Source organism: Asticcacaulis sp. P2_B1, from assembly GCF_056404915.1.
This window is the reverse complement of record NZ_JBFUDD010000020.1, coordinates 48,256-67,108: the sequence shown is the minus strand read 5'-3', so window position 1 is coordinate 67,108 and position 18,853 is coordinate 48,256. Positions and strand designations below refer to the sequence as shown.

The following is an 18,853-nucleotide window of genomic DNA, read 5'->3' as shown; positions in this document are numbered from 1 at the left end:
GGATAAGGAAAGCCGCGCATCCGGAAACGGCGGCGCGGCTTTTTTACGCCAGGATATTGACGCTTCGACCGGGTGCGGTCGTTTGCTGAGTTGTCAGGCCTGTATCCGCGGCATCGGATGCGCCCTTCAAGGCGCCGTCGAATTTGAACGCCGCCTGGGTTTTCAAGGTCGGATCGTCCTTGGCGTTGACGCCGTAAGGGCCGGCCTTGGGATGGGCCGGGTCGATATGTTTCTTGGCGTAATCGACATCGGTGCAGTTTTTGCAACTGAAACCGTTAACGTTCACCGGATGCGGATAATCTGTACCGATCGACATGTTCTATGCCCCTGTTATCTCTCAGGGTAATACGCCGCGGTAAACAGATCGGTTACACGGTTACGCGAAATTATTTTGCTATCAGCGATGCTGCGATATTGATCGTCAGGCCCAGCACCGCCGCATTGAAGACATAGGACACGACGCAGTGAACCAGGCCGATGCGGCGCATGGCGGTGCTGGCGAAATCGACGTCCGCCGTCTGGCCCGACGTACCGATAACATAGGAAAAATAGAGGAAGTCCGAATAGTTCGGCTGGTCCGTGCCGGGAAAGATCAGGCAGCCGCCGGTCTTGCCCTCGCGCTGGACGTAAAAGCCGTGGGCGTAATGGAACGCGAACGACAGGTGGATATAGGCCCATGACGACATCAGGGTCAGGACGGCCAGGCCGATATGAAAGGCCTTGACGGCGCCGGTGACCGAGTTGCCGGTCGCCAGCTCGGCGACGATGCCGACTATGCCGAGCGCTGCCGCCAGGATCGAGAAAATCAGGATGGTGCGCTCGCCGTCGTCATAGAGGTGGGCGTGGGCCTGCAGGGTTTCATGATCGGCGGTCAACATCGCCTTGATGCCGATGGCCAGGTAGAAGACGGTAAATGTGTTCCAGGCCAGCAGGATGTCGGTAACGATTCGCAGGTGTGTAAATACCGCGCACCCRGCCAGGACGGCGATCCCGAGGCCGAGTGCCACCAGGAATTGCGGTTTTTGCCGTAAATAGGTGATGAACTGGAAGGTTAGCAGGCGTTTCGGCGTTGGCGGCACGGTAAAGCTCTTGTCAGTTGCGGCCGCTATGTTAGGCTCTTGTCCGCTTCGCTTGTCAAATCGTCCTTGCACGGATTCGCTCATGGCTATTGTCTTCGAACACGGGATCGAGCTGCCGCAGTCGCCGCACCAGGTTTATACCTTGCTGGACGACTACACCAAGGCGCCCCTGTGGTTGAAGCGTTGCGAGGGCCTCGGCAAACAGAGTAGCGGTCCCAGCAAGGTCGGCGACAAGATGCGCTACGCCTATTGCCAGGGCGGCAAGCACGGCCTGATGGACGGGGTTATCGTCGCGCTGGAACAGGACAGGCTGCTCAGCTACAAATATTACGACAAGATGATGATGGTGAATGTCGACTTTCGCATGGAAGAGACGCCGACCGGCACCCATCTGACTCATCGCATCGAAATCACGCCTCATTCGTTCCTGGCCAAGCTGATGACCCCGCTGTGGCGCATGAAACTGCCCAAGGAAACCGTGGCGACCATGGAGTCCTTGCGAAAACTTCTGGCCAGCGAGGCCCTGGCCACCGCTTGACGGCTTTCGGGTAACGGCGTAATTTTGCCATCCCTTGCGGGGGACCAAAAAAGGCGAAATCACCATGCCGACCGTGACCGACTACACTGCGTTGATGTCCGGCGATTCGTGGAACGGGCTGGAACTCAGCAATAATCCCACCGTCATCACCTTTGCCTTCGCCACCACGGCGCCGCCAACCGATGTTTCGGTTCTGGGCTCACCGGCCTTCGCCACCTTCCAGGCCCTGACCGCGCAACAGCAGACCATGGCGCGCGCCGCTCTAAAGGAATGGGCCGACGCCAGCGGTATTACCTTCGTCGAGGTGCCCTACGGTCAGTCCGACATCACCTTCTCCAGCTACGATTTCTCCGGTACGGGTTTCGACGGCCGTGACGGTGTTGGTTTCTATCCCTTCGGCGACTGGAACTATTTCAGCTATCCGCATTTCCTCGATGGCGGTTTCGATGTCGTCGGTCACATCCTGTTGAACAGCGACTCGGCGGATGGCAGCGGCGATTTCAACTACGGCCTGATGCTGCACGAGATCGGCCACGCGCTCGGCCTGAAACACCCTACCGAAGATTTCATGAACTGGGCCTCGAACGTCGACCACAATGAGGTGCTGGCGAGCGACAACGGCACCGACACCATCATGACCCAGCAACCAAACGGCCCCCAGCATCTGCAGGCGCTCGACATCGCCGCTATCCAGCACCTCTACGGCAGCAATGCCCAGGACGGCACGCAATATGCGTCATGGGCTTATATCCCCGGCAGCAACAGCTTCACCTTTACCGCCATCGCCGCCGGCGGCTATGTCCGCGGCTCCCAGGTCGACGACACGATCAACGGATCGGGAAATGCCGATGCGATCATCGGACTGACCGGCAACGACAAGCTCTATGGCAATGCCGGCGTCGATCAGGTCTTCGGCGGCAGCGGTAATGATCTCCTAAACGGCGGCACCGGCGCGGACAGCCTCTATGGCGGCAAGGGCGACGATACCTATTATGTCGACAATGGTGGCGACTGGGTGGTCGATTTTGCCGGCGAGGGGAGCGATACCGTCAATGCGGCCATTTCGTACATCCTGACAAACGATGTTGAAAAGCTGGTCCTGACCGGATCGGCTGCGATTGACGGCACGGGAAACGCCCTGGTCAATGCGCTGACCGGTAATGCCGCGGCCAATATCCTGGATGGCGGGACCGGCGCCGACACCATGAGTGGCGGCAAGGGCGACGACACCTATTATGTCGACAATACCGGCGACAATGTCGTCGAATCCGCTGACCAGGGCAATGACACCCTCTTCAGTTCAGTGAGCTACACCCTGGCGGGCCGCGTTGTCGAAACCCTGACCTTGACCGGCTCGGCCAATATCAATGCCACCGGCAATTCTCAGATCAATGCGTTGAACGGCAATAACGGCAACAATGTCCTGGACGGCGGTTACGGCGCCGACACCCTGACCGGCCATGCCGGCAACGACATCTATATCGTCGACAATGCCGGCGACAATGTCGTCGAAGCCAGCGGCGAGGGGACGGACACCGTCAAGGCTTCGGTCAACTACAGCTTGGCCGGGCGCGATGTCGAAAATCTGACCTTCACCGGCGGCGGTAATGTCAACGGCACCGGCAACGCCCTCAACAATACCCTGACCGGGGGATCCGGCGCCAATGTGTTGGACGGCGGGACAGGCGCCGACACCGTGGCCGGCGGCCGCGGCAACGACACCTTCTATGTCGACAATACCGGCGACAATGTCGTCGAAAACGACGGCGACGGTACCGATATCGTCTTTGCGTCCGTGACCTATACGCTGAGCGGCCGCTTCGTCGAAACCCTGACCCTGACGGGTTCGGCAGCGATCAACGCCACCGGGAACTCCAAAGCCAATGGGCTTAATGGCAATAGCGGCAACAATACGCTGAACGGAGGCGGCGGTAATGATACGCTCAACGGCGGCGCCGGCAGCGACCATCTGACCGGCAGCACCGGCGTCGACCTGTTTATGTTCGGCCCGGGCAGCGGCGCTGACTTCGTCACCGATTTCGACGGCACGGACACCATCAATGTCCACGCCTATAATGCCGTCAGCCATACCGTCACCCAAGGCGCGCAAGGGGCGGTCATCGATTTCGGCGGCGGCAATACGATCACCGTGGTCGGCGTGGCTGCCAATGATGCAGCCTTGCTCAGTCATATCGTCTGGTAGTGCTAATCTCTCGACTAATCTCTCGACTAATCTCTCGACTCTGGCGCCAAAGAGGGCTTTAACGGTAAGCAATTCGTAACAAACGAGACAGGTTGCACCATGCCCAGAAACGCACCAAGAAGCGCACCAAGAAACGCCTCCAAAATGTCCCTGAAATCCCTGCTGCTGGCCGGCGCCATGTCGTTGGTGGCCCTTGGCGCCGCCCATGCTCAAGAGGCGAAAAAGCCCTTTACTTACCAGGACATGCTGATGCTCGATCGGCTGGGTGGGCCCGGCGTCGACGCTGCCGGCCACTATGCCATCTTCACCGTGCGCGCCACCGATATGCCGAATAACAAGGGCGTCACCACCCTGTGGCTGAAGGACCTGACCCAGCCGGCCAAGCCGGAAGTCAAGCTGGCGATCAGCGAAGGCGGCGTTTCCGACGCCCAGATCAGCCCCGACGGCCAGACCATCTATTTCCTGTCGTCGCGCGGCGGCGAAACGGCGCAATTGTGGAAGACTGACATTGCCGGCGTCAAGGCTACCAAGCTGACTGACCTGCCGCTCGACGTCCAGGCCTATCAGATCACGCCGGACGGCAAGGCCGCTGTCATCGCCCTGGCCGTCTTCCCGGAATGCAAGGGCGACGAAATTGCCTGCACCGTCAAGAAGAATGCCGATCGTAAGGCCGACAAATCATCGGGCGATGTCTATACCAAGGTCTTCGTTCGCCATTGGGACACCTGGGCTGACGGCACGCGCAACCACCTGTTCTACGTTCCCCTTGCAGCCGGGGCGGCCCCGGTCGCCCTGACCGACGGGTATGACGGCGACGTCCCATCCAAGCCGTTCGGCGACGAGGGCGATTATACCATTTCGCCCGACGGCAAGACGGTCTATTTCTCCGCCCGCGAGGCCGGTACGACCGAGCCGTGGAGCACCAATTTCGACGTCTATAGCGTACCCCTGACCGGCGGGCCGATCACCGACCTGACGCCCGACAACAAGGCCTGGGACGCCAGCCCGCGCGTCTCGCCCGACGGCAAGACAGTTGCCTATAAGGCGATGAAGCGCCCGGGCTTCGAAGCCGACCGTTTCGGCCTCAAGCTGATGGATGCCTCGGGCAAGGTCACCGACCTGGCCGCCGATTGGGACCGCAGCGTCGACGATATGAAATGGGCGAAGGACGGCAAGAGCCTTCTGGTCACCGCCGGCGACACCGGCCTGGAGCGCCTGTTCCGCATCGATGTCAAGACCGGCAAGGTCACGGCTATGAGCCGCGCCGGCCATATGGGCGCCGTCTTCGAGACGCCGAAAGGCTTTGTCTTCACCCAGGATTCGCTGACCCATCCGGCCCTGTTGTACGCCGCCAAGCCCGGCGCCGCCACGGTCGATGACGGCGCCACCGTCCTGACGGCGGTCGACAGCAACCTGACCGGCCTCGAAATGGGCCAGTACGAGCAGTTCACCTTCAAGGGCTGGAACGGTGACGACGTCCACGGCTATGTCGTCAAGCCGGCCGGTTATGTCGAAGGCAAAAAATACCCCGTCGCCTTCCTCATCCACGGCGGGCCGCAGGGCTCCTTCGGCGATGGCTGGTCGTTCCGCTGGAACCCGGAAACCTATGCCGGCGCCGGCTATGCCGTCGTCATGATCGATTTCCACGGCTCGACCGGCTACGGTCAGGCCTTCGAGGACGCTATCTCCCAGCACTGGGGCGATCGTCCGCTCGAAGACCTGCAAAAGGGCTGGGCGGCGGCGCTCGGCAAGTACGATTTCCTCGATGGTGACCGCGCGTGCGCACTTGGCGCCTCCTATGGTGGCTTCATGGCCAACTGGATCGCCGGGAACTGGAAGGAACCGTGGAAGTGCATCGTCAGCCATGACGGCGTTTTCGACGCCCGCTCGATGGGCTTCACGACCGAGGAACAGTGGTTCGAGAACTGGGAACACGGCGCCAATGCCTTCGCCGACCCGGCCGCCTTCGACAAGTTCAACCCGGCTCTCCACGTTCAGGATTGGTCCGTGCCGATGCTGATCGTCCATTCCGACAAGGATTTCCGTATTCCGGTCGAGCAAGGCATCGGCGCGTTTACGGCCTTGCAGTCCAAGGGCATCGAGTCGGAATTCCTCCATTTCCCCGATGAAAACCACTGGGTGCTGAAGCCGCAGAATTCGATGAAGTGGCACAAGACCGTCTTCGACTGGCTGGATTCGCATATCGGCGCCAATGCGCCAATGACTGAATCTGGGGCCGACACCAAGGCCGCACAATAATGTGGTCGCGGCGGGGTATATTGGCGGCAGGCGGCGCTCTCGCGCTGGCCGGCTGCTCGGAAAAAGTCACCAAGGCATTTGGGTTCGCCCAACGCCTGGCCGAGATCAAATCGCGCCATGGCGGCCGTGTCGGGCTCAACGCCCTGACCGGTCACGGCACCGAGGATGGCCAGTTCAGCATCGATTCGGAAGAGCGCTTCGCTCACTGCTCGACCTTCAAATGGGTGCTGGCGGCGGCGGTTCTGCAAGGCGTCGACCAGGGCAAGTTCAAGCTCGATCAGAAGATCGCCTATGGTAAGACTGACTTGCTCGACTACGCTCCCGTTACGACGAAACATATCGCCGAGGGCAAAATGTCATTGGGCGACCTGTGTGCCGCCATGGTCGAGGTCAGCGACAATACGGCCGCCAATCTAGTCCTGCCGTTGGTAGGCGGACCGGCCGGTTTGACCGACTTCGTGCGCGGCCTCGGCGATCCCATAACGCGCTTCGACCGCAACGAGCCAAGCCTCAACACCAATGTCGACGGCGATCCGCGCGACACCACGACACCGGCGGCGATGAGCGCCCTGTTGCAGACCGTCTATACCGGCACGGTCCTGAAACCCGACAGCCTGGACAGGCTGAAGGCGTGGATGATCGCCTGTTCCACCGGCGACAAGCGTATCCGTGCCGGCGTGCCGGCGGGCTGGATCGTCGGCGACAAGACCGGAACCGGCGAAAACGGCGCCGTCAATGATGTCGCGGTGATCTGGCCGCCCAATAAGCCGCCGATCTTCCTGTCGATCTACACCTCGGGCGGCAAGCTCGATGCCGATGGCCGCAATCAGATCATCGCCGACATCACCAAACTGGTCTTCGATACATTGGGCTTTATCGAAACCCTGGATGACGGCAAGTCCAGTTCCCGGTCGAGTTCTTCGTGAAGCAAGGCCTGTCCATCGACGACGTGCTGGCGGAGGTCGCCGTCCTGGTCAAACCGCATTTCGGCAAGGGCAAGCCGGCCGACTACATTCCGCAACTGGCCGGCGTCGATCCGAAGAAGTTCGGCATGGCCGTCGTCACCGAGGCCGGTGAATATGTCATTGGCGACGGTGACGAGCCGTTTTCGGCCCAGAGCATCACCAAGCTGTTCGCGCTCGGCCTGGCGCTCAACCGCATCGGCGACGAGGTGTGGACGCGCGTCGGCAAGGAGCCTTCGGGGACGCCGTTCAACTATCTGTCCCAGCTTGAGGAAGAGGAGGGTGTGCCGCGCAATCCTTTTATCAATCCGGGCGCCCTGGCCGTCACCGATATCCTGATGAATGTCGTCAAGGATCCGGCCGGCCTGGTTCGCGATTTCACCGGCTATCTCGCCGGTACGCCGCTGGATATTGATGAAGATGTCGCGAAATCGGAACTCCTGACCGCCCACAAGAACCGCGCTATCGCCAATCTGATGCGTTCCTTCGGCACCATTACGCACGATGTCGAGGCAGTGGTGACGGCCTATGTCCGCCAGTGCGCCCTGAAGGTCAGTTGCCGGCAATTGGCGCGCGCCATGCTGCCGCTGGCCAAGGGCGGCTTCTCGCCGATCATTGAGGAGACGGTGTTTCCGGAACGCCTGACACGGCGGTTGAACGCACTTTTGCTGACCTGCGGCATCTATGACTCCGTCGGCTCATTCGCCTATCGCGTCGGCTTGCCGGCGAAAAGCGGCGTTGGCGGCGGTATTGTCGCGGTGGTGCCGGGCCAGGCGGCCATCGCGGTCTGGTCTCCGGAACTCGACCGCTTCGGCACCAGCGTGGTCGGCGGCTATGCCTTGGAACATTTCAGCCAGATCACCAACTGCTCGGTGCTTTAACGCTTTCCAAACCCTGTTCTCACACGGCGATTTAAGAGCTGTGTGATAGCGTCTACGGACATTTCACAGGAAACCTTCCATGTCCGTTGCCCTTGACGATCTCGTTGCCAGCCTGAGTGCCAAGCGTACCATCACCGCCGACGAAACCTTAGGCATACGCCGCGTAGTATGGACCGACGGCACGATCACGCCGGACGAAGCCGATCAAATCATGGCCTTGAATGCCGCCTGTGACCGCCGCTCGCGCGAATGGATGGACTTCTTCGTCGAGGTCATGGTCGACTATGTCGTGCGTCAGCAAGAGCCGACAGGCTATGTCGATGACGCCAAGGCGGCCTGGTTGATGGCCGCCATCGATCGCGACGGCCGCGTCGATAGCTTGAGCGAGCTGGAACTCCTGGTCAAACTGATGGAAACCACCGACAGCGTGCCGGACTCGTTGCGTACCTATGGCCTGCGCCAGGTCGAGACCGCCGTCATGATGGGCGACGGGCCCACACGCAGCGGCCGTCTGGAAAAGGGCAGCATCAATGCCATCGAGGTCGAGCTGCTGCGCCGCATGATCTTTGCCAATGGCGGCGACGGCGCCTATGTCGTCTCGACGGCCGAGGCCGACATGCTGTTCCGCCTCAAGGACGCAACGCTCGGTGCCGACAACGCGCCCTCGTGGCAGGACCTGTTCGTCAAGGCCGTCGGCAATCACCTGATAGTTCAGCGCCACTATCTGTCGCTCAGGGACGAACAGCACGAAAATCCCTACGACGTCTATGCGGAACTGGGTATCCGGCGCGTTATCAACCGTTTTGCCGGCGTTTTCCGTGGCCGCAAAAAGGACGACAACGCCGAGGAGGTCGCTGCTGTCGTCACACCTGGGGCGGTCGAATGGCTGCATGGGCGCATTGATAGCGACGGCAAGCTCGACGCCATGGAACAGGCTCTGCACGATTTCGTCACCGCGGAAACCGGCCAAAAGGTCGCTTAACTCAGTCCCAAAGCCTGGCGGTAGGTTTCGATCGCCGCCAACTTGGCATTGAACGGCGACCAATCGTCCTCGATGGCGATCTGCGCCCAGATCGCTTCGATCTCATCGATCAGCAGGGTTTCGGGCTCGGCTTGCGCAAAGCGCGGATGGTCGAGTTTGGCCGCGTCGTCGACTTCGTAGCCCTCCAACACTGCCTTGAACGCTTCGAACGGCGGACCTTCGTAACGCCGCGGCCCGCGTTGGATGCCGCCGAAAAAGTCGTAGAACAGCGCTTCGAAACTGCCATCTGTTCGCACATCGTCGAGAAGCGCGAACGTTGTCTTGACCAGGGCCTCTTCGTCGCCTTGTGACTTGACGTTCAGGCGCCGGCAGATAGCGAGGCCAAGCTCCCGCGTATAGCGCTCGCCATAGCTGTTGAGGCTGGCGATCAGGGGCTCGCTGTCGCAGACCAGGGTCAGGCAACGGCCCAACTGCCCCAGATTCCACAACGCCGTATCGGGCTGGCGGCCATAGGCATAGAGCCCCGTTTGATCGAAATAGGCGGCGGTGAAATTCGGATCGTAGCGCGGCAAAAAGCGATAGGGACCATAATCGAAGCTCTCGCCGGTGATGTTCATATTATCGGTATTGAGCACGCCGTGGACGAACCCCGCCGCCATCCACCGCGCCGCCAGCCGAGCCGAACTGGACACCACGGCGTCGAACAGGCCGGCGGCGCCGTCGGCCTCGGGATAATAGTTCTCGACAACAAAGGTGACGAGATCGCGCATGGTCTCGACCTCGTTGTGATAGGCCAGCCGCTCGAAGGTCCCGAAGCGGACATGGCTGTGCGACAGCCGGACCAGGACCGATGACCGCGTCGGCGAGGGTTCGTCGCCGCGAAACAGAGCTTCGCCGGTTTCGATAAGCGAGAACGACTTGCTGGTCGGCACGCCCAGCGCCTCCAGCATGGCGGTGGCCAGGACTTCGCGCACCCCGCCCTTAAGCGTCAACTTGCCGTCGCCGCCGCGCGACCACGGAGTCTTGCCGGAGCCCTTGGTGCCGAGATCGAGCAAACGGTTCTGATCGTCGAGCATCTGGGCGAACAGGAAGCCGCGCCCGTCGCCGAGATTGGGATTATAGTGGCGGAATTGATGGCCGTGGTAACGCAGGGCCAGGGGCACCGGCTGATTGTCCGGCAGGGGGAGAAACCGGCCGAAATGCGCCAGCCAGTCGGCGTCACTCAGGCCGTCCAGACCGACCGAGGCGGCAGCACGGTGATTGCGGTAACGCAGGATGGTTTGCGGAAAATCGGCGGCGGCGACCGCGTCGTGCAGGGCGAGCGGGCTGTCGGCCAGGCGCGGAGCAGGGCGGTACATCAATCGCAGACCTTGACCTCTTCCCACGAGGTGACTTGGTAGTGGCCCTGGAGATCGTGATAAACTTTGGCGGCGACCAGGCGGCCGTGTTTGAACAGCCCGAACTTCGGCGATACGACGCGCAGACACAGGCTGTAATTCATACCGGCGACGACCTGCTGGCGCGCTGAAACGATCTCTTTCAGTTTGGCCGGGGTGGGCGCCACCGAAATAGCATAGGCCGCCGCAGCCTTGACGCCCGGGTCGTCGACCGCGGCCGGTCCGAAGCCACCGACGATGGGCGGTGACGGCTGGGCAAAGGCTATCGTTGGCAACAAAAGAGTTAATGCAACTAAGGCGGGTTTCATGAACGGTACTCACTTTGAAGCGGACGAAGACCACACCTAAATGAAGCTTTTGCATGATGGCGGCAAGGGGCCGCCTGCTCGCCATCCGCGCGAGGTGTGTCTTTTATGCGCCATAGCCGCCATAATGAGCCGGTTTGTGCCCTTTTCGGCCGTTCAAAGTTGTGAAAAACCGACCGATTTCACGGTAAAATGTGGCGTTGTCCTTGCGTCAATGCTTGTGCTCAACGCAGACGCAGCAAATAAACACTTGAAAAAAATTTCCCTAAGGGAATGAGAAAATAATTTACCCAATTCAATAGGATATAGTAAATCTTCAGGGAGTGGATGGTTTAAAAATGGCAAGGGGCGCCAAAAAGGCTCAAGGTTATGTTGCGCCGCATTCTGGCCGTAAACAGCATTTGTTTCCGTAAACGTCATGTGTTAAGGCTTTGCCGATCGCCGGATTGCAGTTGTCGGCCGGTTGCAGAAGCAAAAAATATAATCTTCAAGCAGGTTACCTAAGGGAAAGAAATGCGAAACGCCACTCAATTACTCAACAGCCGTCGTGTAACTCAATTGATGGTCGGCGTGGCGGGCTCGGCGCTGCTGGCCGCTCTGCCGGTTGCCGTCATGGCTCAGGACACCACGGCCCCGGCCGCCGCTGCGGACGACACCACTGTCGTCATCGTCACGGCGCAAAAGCGCGAACAACGCTTGCAGGACGTGCCGATCGTCGTCACCACCCTGTCGGCAAAGTTGTTGCAGGACGCCGGTGTCCACGACATCAAGGACATGCAGATTCTGACTCCCGGCCTGACCGTGACCTCGACGCAGAATGAGACCCTGACCACTGCCCGCATCCGCGGCGTCGGTACGGTCGGTGACAATCCCGGTCTCGAATCGTCGGTCGGTGTGGTCATCGACGGCGTCTATCGTCCGCGCAACGGCGTCGGCTTCGAAGATCTCGGCGAGATGGAGCGCATCGAAGTCCTGAAGGGCCCGCAAGGCACGCTGTTCGGCAAGAATACCTCGGCTGGCGTCATCAATATCATTACCAAGAAGCCGCAGTTCACCTTCGGCGCCGATGGCGAGGCCACCTTCGGCAATTATGGCGCCCAGGGTTATTCGGCCTCGGTAACCGGTCCGATCGCCGGCGACACCGTGGCAGGCCGCCTCTATATCGCCCAGCGCAAACATGACGGTTACACCAACGTCAATACCGGCGTCGGCCCGCGCACCCTGAAATCCGACCAGGACCAGGACTTCTCCACCATCCGTGGCCAATTGCTGTTCACGCCAAACGAAGATCTCGATATCCGCGTCATCAGCGATTTCAGCCACCGTGACGAATATTGCTGCGTCGCTGTCCAAACGAAGGTGCCTGCCTCGCCCAGCACCGCGGACATTATCAACCTGCTGGCCGGCGGCAATGGCATTGCTCATCATGGCAGCGAAGATCCGTCCGCGCGTCTTGCCTATTCCAACCGCGACACCCACCAGGTCGTGCGCGACGGCGGCGTCTCAATCGAAACCAACCTGAAACTGCCCGACTTCTTCGACTCGACCCTGACCGCCATCACCGGCATTCGCGACTGGAAGGCCACCAATGGCCAGGATCTCGACTATTCCGGCGCCGACATTCTGTATCGTAAGGACAATGGCGACTTCAACGCCCGCTTCAAGACCTTCAGCCAGGAAATCCGCCTGGCCGGCGCCACACCCTCGATCAACTGGTTGGTCGGTGGGTTCTACGTCCGCGAAGACTTGAGCCGCAACGACTCCTATGTCTACGGCTCGCAATACGAGCCCTATATGGGCCTGTTGATTTCCAGCCAACTGGKCCTGCAGGATCCGGGCTTTGTTGCCAAGCTGACCAGCCCGAACGGCAATCCGGCGCTCGGCGCTCACTTTACACCCGGCGCCCAAGCGCGCGACATGTATACGCAACGGGACGAGAGCTATGCCCTCTTCACCAACGATTCGTGGAAATTGACCGACGCCATCGAACTGACGGTCGGTCTGCGCTACACCCACGAACAGAAGGACATGACCGGCATTTATACCAATAGCGACAACGGCGCGGCCTGTAAGGCCGGTCAGGTCGCCTACGGTACCGCCGCTGCCCTGATGCAGGCCTATGGCGCCGCCAATGCTGTCGCCCACGGCGCCAATCCCTACTGGGTCGGCGCTATCGGTGCCGGTAAGGCCACGACCCTGGTCGGCGCGCTCTGTCCGTTCTGGGCCAACCCGGCTTTCAACGGCCGCCGCGTCGCCCAAACCAACAGCGACGGCGATACTTCCGGTACGTTGAAGGCCGCCTGGCACGTGACACCCAACGTCATGACCTATGTCTCCTACGCCCGCGGCTACAAGGCCGGCGGCTTCAACCTCGATCGCGCCCAGACCGGCATCACGCCGGATGACAATCTGTGGTTCGCCGCTGAAACCGTCGATTCCGGCGAGCTGGGCATCAAGGCATCGATGATGAACAACGCCCTGAGCATCAATGTCGCGGCTTTCGACCAGAAGTACAAGAACTTCCAGCTCAACACCTTCCTCGGCACCGCCTTCGTCGTCGAGTCGATCCCGACCCTGACCTCGAAGGGTATCGACGCCGATATGGCCTGGCGCACGCCGATCCCGGGCCTGAGCTTCCAGGGCGGCATCACCTATGCCGACACGAAGTACGGCAACTTTACCGCCGCCGATCTCGACAATCCGTCGCACTTCGCCGGCCTGTCCCTGCTGCCGGGCTCCCAGGTGTCGTTCGCTCCGAAGTGGTCGTCCTCGGCCGCCTTCAGCTGGCAGAACACCTTTGGCAACTTGCGTGCCTCGGCCAACCTGACGGCCAAGTATTCCTCGGAATATAATACCGGTTCAGATCTCGATCCGAACAAGATGCAGGAGGCTTTCACCGTGGTCAACGGCCGCGTCGCCATCGGCGCTGCCGACCGTCGCTGGACCGTCGAACTGTGGGGCCAGAACCTGACCGATGTTACGGTCCGTCAGGTCGTCATCAACGCCCCGCTGCAGGGTACGTCTCAGGCCAACAACACCTATGACGCTTTCTTGGGGGCGCCGAAGACCTACGGCATGACTCTCCGCGTGAAATACTAGACCGCTCCTCTGAGCGACTCTGACCCTACTGTGAACGGCTGCAAACGCGTCGTCTTCCCGCGTGCCCTTGCTCGTGTACAAGCGTACACGTCGCTGCGCCTCGGCGGCCCCGGGATACTCGGAAGCCAGCCATTTTCGCCGGCTCACAGCGGGTCAGACCGCCGGTGATTTAAGGAAGGAAAGAGGGCGCTGCAATGGCGCCCTTTTTTACGCCTGGATCTTGGCGACCAGGTCCTGATAGGCCTTGAGCGGATGCAGCGGCGCCAGGCGCGGGTCGAGCCGTGTATAGATGATGTCCGGGTCGTGGCGGTCGAAGGCCAGTTTCAGATAGGCCATGGCGCCGTCACTGTCGTGCAGTTGCGCCGATATGCCCGCCAAATTGAAGGCGCTGCCGATCCCGTGGCTGTATTGCTTCTGAAGGACCTCGAGCAGGGCGCGCAACATGCCCTCGTGGCCGTTCTTGTCGAAACCTTCACGAGCGGCGCGGGCCGCGGATTCACCGTACAGGTCGTTGGCCAACTGCGCCGTCGCCATGGCCTCACGCAGGAAGTCCTCATCCTTGCCCTCGAGAAAATAGATCTGGGCGAGGTAGCTGTGCGGCGACCGGAAGGCAGGATGATCCTTCGCCATCTGTTTCAAGATGGTGACGGCGTCCGCCGCCTGGCCGGCGCGATACATGATTATGGCACGGTCGGCCTGGATAGAGATCGAGGACGGGTCGAGTTCCAGCGCCCGGTCGATATGGTTTAATCCGCCCTGAAAATCGGTCTGGGTATAGAGAAAGGTGGCATACCAATGCTGGGTATTGGCGTTGTTGGGCTCCAATTGCAGGGCGCGATCGTACTCCTTGCCGGCGCGCTCCGCCTGCCACGAACCGTAAAACAGGCTGAAAGCCAGGGCGGCATGGGCACTGCCGAGGCGGTCATCGATCCGGATGGCGTGTTCAGCGGCTGCGGCGGCCAGCGGAAAGGCCTGGCCCGACGGCATGGCCGTATACTCGCTCAGCAAATTGTAGCAGTTGGCCAGGCCGACATAGGCCTCGGCATAGCCGGGATCAATGTGGATGGCGGCGTTGAACTCGTCGACGGCGCGGGTCAGCGAGACGGGCGTGCGCGCGCTCCAGTCCTCCATGCCTCTGACATAAAGGGCCTGAGCTTCGGGCGGAGCGGTATGTGGTGTGGAACGAAATTGACCCGTTCCCCAAAACAGCGCGGCCCCCGTAATGATGGTTGCCGCCACCAGGCTCGGTAAGATGTAGGGACTGGTTCGCCGGACCTTCGCTTGCGGTTCCGCTATCGCCGGAACCGGCATTTCGACCGTGTGGGCGGGGCTCGCCGCTGTTTCATGATCCGGGCCGTCGGCACTGCGCAGCCAGGCTTCCAGTTCGTCGACATCGGCCGAGATGCGGCTACGCAGGTCGCCCGGTAACCGGTGGATGGGCAGGCCGCGCTCGCTTTCCCAGCGCATGACCGTGCGTTCGGTGCGGCCGAAAAAGGCGGCGACCTCCTTCCAGCTCTCCAGACGGCTTTTCTTCCCTTTGGGGCCGTTCATACCGCTGTTCTCCCTCGCCGCGAGAGAACCACGAAAACGCCCGCTTGCAAAGAGGGTTCGCCCCGCCGTCCATGTCGGTTCGTGTCACAAGATGTCGCCTCATGTCATGTCAAACCAGGCGCGATCGCAGGCCCCTCGTATTAGTCTACGGAAGCGGTTCGCAGGCTCTCCGGCGGGGGCGGCCCGTAACATTTATTTGGCGCTCGCCTTTGCGTTCCTTTGACCCGAAATCCGGCCGCCTTACGCCTTACATTATATATCCGCAGGAGAGACGACTATGGTATCCACCTACACGGCTGGCGGCGAGTTCATCGTCAACGCGACTCAGCAATATAACGAAACGCCGAACTACCATGCGCATACCGTTACGGGTCTGCCCGGTGGCGGTTATGTCATCGTCTGGCAAGGCGGCAGCGCCGCCGGCACCTTTGACATCTACATGCAGCGTTACAATAATGACGGCACAGCGGTGGGCGGTGAAACCATGGTTAATACGACCGTGCCCTTCGGCCAGACCCAGCCTCAGGTGACCTTCCTGAAGGACGGTGGCTACCTGATCGCGTGGACCAACTATACCGGTATTTCCCCCGCGGGTGTGCCGACGGGTGGCGATATCTTCTTTCAGCGTTACAACGCAGCGGGCGCCAAGGTCGGTGGCGAGACCATGGCCAACACCACGACGACCGATGAACAGGACACGCCGAGTATCATTGGCCTGGACGATGGCGGTTACGTCATCACCTGGGACAGCTTCGGCCAGGACGGCGACCGCTACGGCGAATACGGTCAGCGTTACGACTCGACCGGTGCCAAGGTCGGCGGCGAAATCCATATTTCGACCACAACCGTCGGCACCCAGGATAGCTCTGCCATGGCCGCCTTGCCCGCCAATGCGGCGCTCGGTTTTGCCGGCGGCCTGGTCGTTGTTTATAACAGCTCGACAACCTTGAACGGCAATAACGCCACCAATTATGATGTAATGATGCAGCGTTACGACCTCGCGGGTAATGCTGTGGGAACGGAAACCCGCGTCAACACGACCACGACCGGCAATCAGGACTTCGCTTCGGTCACGGCACTGGCCGGCGGTTTCGTCGTCACCTGGATCGATAATTCCGGCGGGAACAACCATTCCCTGGTGCGCCAACAAATGTATCTGTCAGACGGTACAACTTTCGGCGCGGAAACCACCGTCAACTCGACGACCCACACCGGCGATGCCGAAAGTACCAATGTCACGGTTTTGCTCGATGGCACCTATGTCGTGACCTGGTCCATGTCGGCCGCTGACGGCACAAATTACGACGTCTATCTCCAGCAATTCAGCGGCACGGGCAGCAAGATCGGTGGCGAAATCGTCGTTTCCAACTCGGCAGGCAACCAGATATATAGTTCGGTGGCCGTCCTGTCCAACGGCAGCTATGTCGTGACCTATCGAAGCCCGGACAGCGATGGGCAAGGTGTCTATCAAAAGGTCTTTTATCTCGACCACGTCCTTAATGGTGATGGCCTCGACAACACGATCACCGGAGATGCCAATTTCGCCACGACGATCAACGGCGGCGCCGGCAACGACACGCTGAGCAGCGGAGTCGGACTTTCGCCGGATACGCTGAATGGCGGCGACGGCAATGACACCTTAACGGTCGATGGCGGCGATACCGCGGTCGGCGGCAATGGTGACGATACTCTAATGATCCGCCATCTCAACGGCATGAACCTGTCGTTCGAAGGCGATGCCGGGCACGATATCATCGACACCACCCTGACGGACTTCGACCCGACCCTGTTCATGCCCGGCGGGGTGGAAGAGTTCCGCGGTGGCGCCCGTAACGACACGGTGGACGGTCACCAGACCGCCGAAACGACCCTGCTGATGAATGGCGGTGCGGGCAACGATGTCCTGACTGGCGGTATGCTGAATGACACGATCAATGGCGGTGAGGGCGACGACATTCTCAATGGCTGGTCCGGCAACGATGCCATGGCCGGCGGCGGCGGTAACGACATCTATGCTGTCGACAGCATAAGCGATGTGGTCACCGAAGCAAGCGGCCAGGGTACGGACAGCGTCAACGCCGCCGTCAACTACACCCTGACCAGCAATGTCGAAAACCTGACTCTGATGGGCGCGGCCAATATCAACGGTACCGGCAACACGCTCGCCAATACGATGATCGGCACCAGCGGTAACAATATCCTGGACGGTGGCGCCGGCGCCGACACCATGACCGGCGGCTTGGGCAATGACACCTATGTCGTCGATGTCCTGACCGATGTCGTCGTTGAAAAAGCCAATGAAGGTTTGGATATGGTGAAGACGGCCCTGACCTATACGCTGGGGCTCAATCTGGAAAACCTCAGCCTGACCGGGACGGGCAATGTCAACGCCACCGGCAACACGCTTGCCAATACGCTGACCGGGAATACCGGCAAAAACATCTTGACCGGCCTGGACGGCAACGATGTCCTGGACGGAGGCGCGAACGCCGATAAGATGATCGGCGGGCTCGGCAATGACAGCTATTATATCGACAATGCCGGCGACGTCGTTACGGAACTGTCCAATGGCGGCACCGACACGGTTTTCAGCACGCGGCCCTATACCCTGGGCAGCAATCTTGAAAAACTGACACTTCTGGGCAAGGGCAACGCTGCCGGCACCGGCAATGCCCTGGCCAATACGCTGGTCGGCAATGAGGGCAACAACCGGCTCAATGGCGGTGACGGCAATGACAGTCTCATCGGCGGCCTTGGCGACGACACGCTGGATGGCGGCAGAGGCGGCGACACGATGCGCGGCGGCCTCGGTAACGACCGCTACTATCTCGACGGCAAGACCGACGTTGTCGTCGAATTCAGCGGGCAAGGTACGGATCAGATCGCGATATCGGCGACTTACACCCTGGCCGCCAATGTCGAGAACTTGAGCCTGACCGGCTCGGGCGCCTATTTCGGTACCGGCAATGCGCTCAACAACGTCATCAATGGCAATAATGGCAATAATACGCTCGGCGGGGCCGAGGGCAACGATAGCATCAATGGTGGCAAGGGCGCCGACGTCATGCGCGGCGGGTTGGGTAACGACACCTTCTATGTCGATAATGCCGGCGACACGGTTGCAGAATACACCAATCAAGGCACGGACTCAGTCATTTCGACCGTCGCATTTACCCTGGGCAACAACCTCGAAAACCTGACACTGACCGGCGTCGGCTCCGTCAAGGGCACCGGCAATGCGCTCTCCAATGTCATCATAGGCAATGATGGCAAGAACACTCTCGACGGCGGTCAGGGCCACGATACCCTGACGGGCGGGGCCAATGCCGACATCTTCCTGTTCGGCGCCAAGAGCGGCGCCGATACCATCACCGACTTCTCGGCGGCACAGAACGACAAGATCAATGTCAACGCCTACACCCATGGCACGGCCCACGCCTCATTTATCACTCACGTTGGAAGCGATACTATTATCACCCTCAGCACCGGCAATGTTATTACCGTAACAGGGGCCTCCGCCGCCGATGTAACGGCGCACATGATCTGGTGAATGGAGGCATGCGTAAGCGTTTGCCGGGCCGGTAGTGACGCTTCGTC

The 18,853-nt window shown here is 60.6% G+C and carries 13 protein-coding genes; 8 read left to right on the top strand and 5 right to left on the bottom strand.

Annotation, left to right across the window (positions count from 1 at the left end; translation table 11 throughout):
- Positions 1-43: 43 nt before the first annotated feature.
- The gene (locus tag AC1DX3_RS23615; protein WP_476991815.1) at positions 44-316 is read right to left on the bottom strand and encodes a hypothetical protein; all 273 of its coding nucleotides are present in this window, start codon (positions 314-316) and stop codon (positions 44-46) included.
- 70 nt (positions 317-386) lie between these two features.
- On the bottom strand, positions 387-1,079 hold the full coding sequence (locus AC1DX3_RS23610) for a DUF1345 domain-containing protein (protein WP_476991814.1): 693 nt from the start codon (positions 1,077-1,079) through the stop codon (positions 387-389).
- 82 nt (positions 1,080-1,161) lie between these two features.
- Here AC1DX3_RS23610 and AC1DX3_RS23605 point away from each other — a divergent pair, with 82 nt between their 5' ends.
- The 6 genes from AC1DX3_RS23605 to AC1DX3_RS23580 all read left to right on the top strand — a co-directional run bounded on the left by AC1DX3_RS23605 (position 1,162) and on the right by AC1DX3_RS23580 (position 8,904).
- Positions 1,162-1,617 (top strand): SRPBCC family protein, encoded by a 456-nt coding sequence (locus tag AC1DX3_RS23605; RefSeq protein ID WP_476991813.1) that lies wholly within the window; start codon positions 1,162-1,164, stop codon positions 1,615-1,617.
- Positions 1,618-1,681: 64 nt separating this feature from the next.
- Positions 1,682-3,820 carry a matrixin family metalloprotease gene (locus AC1DX3_RS23600; RefSeq protein WP_476991812.1) on the top strand — a complete coding sequence of 713 codons (2,139 nt, stop codon included), beginning with the start codon at positions 1,682-1,684 and terminating at the stop codon, positions 3,818-3,820.
- A 144-nt stretch (positions 3,821-3,964) separates the two neighbouring features.
- Positions 3,965-6,079, top strand: coding sequence for a dipeptidyl-peptidase 5 (locus tag AC1DX3_RS23595; RefSeq protein WP_476991811.1), 2,115 nt, complete (start codon positions 3,965-3,967; stop codon positions 6,077-6,079).
- Positions 6,079-7,005, top strand: a complete 927-nt coding sequence (gene bla / locus AC1DX3_RS23590) for a class A beta-lactamase (RefSeq protein ID WP_476991810.1) — start codon at positions 6,079-6,081, stop codon at positions 7,003-7,005. Before AC1DX3_RS23595 ends, bla begins: the two co-directional genes overlap by 1 nt.
- Positions 7,002-7,922 (top strand): glutaminase, encoded by a 921-nt coding sequence (locus tag AC1DX3_RS23585; protein ID WP_476991809.1) that lies wholly within the window; start codon positions 7,002-7,004, stop codon positions 7,920-7,922. Before bla ends, AC1DX3_RS23585 begins: the two co-directional genes overlap by 4 nt.
- 79 nt (positions 7,923-8,001) lie before the next feature.
- Positions 8,002-8,904, top strand: a complete 903-nt coding sequence (locus AC1DX3_RS23580) for a hypothetical protein (protein WP_476991808.1) — start codon at positions 8,002-8,004, stop codon at positions 8,902-8,904.
- On the opposite strand, the gene AC1DX3_RS23575 is transcribed toward AC1DX3_RS23580, so the two are convergent.
- Both AC1DX3_RS23575 and AC1DX3_RS23570 read right to left on the bottom strand, forming a co-directional pair.
- The gene (locus AC1DX3_RS23575; protein ID WP_476991807.1) at positions 8,901-10,262 is read right to left on the bottom strand and encodes a protein adenylyltransferase SelO; all 1,362 of its coding nucleotides are present in this window, start codon (positions 10,260-10,262) and stop codon (positions 8,901-8,903) included. The genes AC1DX3_RS23580 and AC1DX3_RS23575 overlap by 4 nt on opposite strands.
- Positions 10,262-10,609, bottom strand: coding sequence for a cystatin domain-containing protein (locus tag AC1DX3_RS23570; RefSeq protein WP_476991806.1), 348 nt, complete (start codon positions 10,607-10,609; stop codon positions 10,262-10,264). The genes AC1DX3_RS23575 and AC1DX3_RS23570 overlap by 1 nt, the downstream gene beginning before the upstream one ends.
- Before the next feature lie 510 nt (positions 10,610-11,119).
- Between AC1DX3_RS23570 and AC1DX3_RS23565 the strand changes: the two genes are divergently transcribed.
- Positions 11,120-13,705, top strand: coding sequence for a TonB-dependent receptor (locus tag AC1DX3_RS23565; RefSeq protein ID WP_476991805.1), 2,586 nt, complete (start codon positions 11,120-11,122; stop codon positions 13,703-13,705).
- 207 nt (positions 13,706-13,912) lie between these two features.
- On the opposite strand, the gene AC1DX3_RS23560 is transcribed toward AC1DX3_RS23565, so the two are convergent.
- Positions 13,913-15,256, bottom strand: a complete 1,344-nt coding sequence (locus tag AC1DX3_RS23560) for a hypothetical protein (protein ID WP_476991804.1) — start codon at positions 15,254-15,256, stop codon at positions 13,913-13,915.
- Between the two features lie 277 nt (positions 15,257-15,533).
- Between AC1DX3_RS23560 and AC1DX3_RS23555 the strand changes: the two genes are divergently transcribed.
- Positions 15,534-18,806, top strand: a complete 3,273-nt coding sequence (locus AC1DX3_RS23555; protein ID WP_476991803.1) for a beta strand repeat-containing protein — start codon at positions 15,534-15,536, stop codon at positions 18,804-18,806.
- The last annotated feature ends 47 nt before the right edge of the window (positions 18,807-18,853 follow it).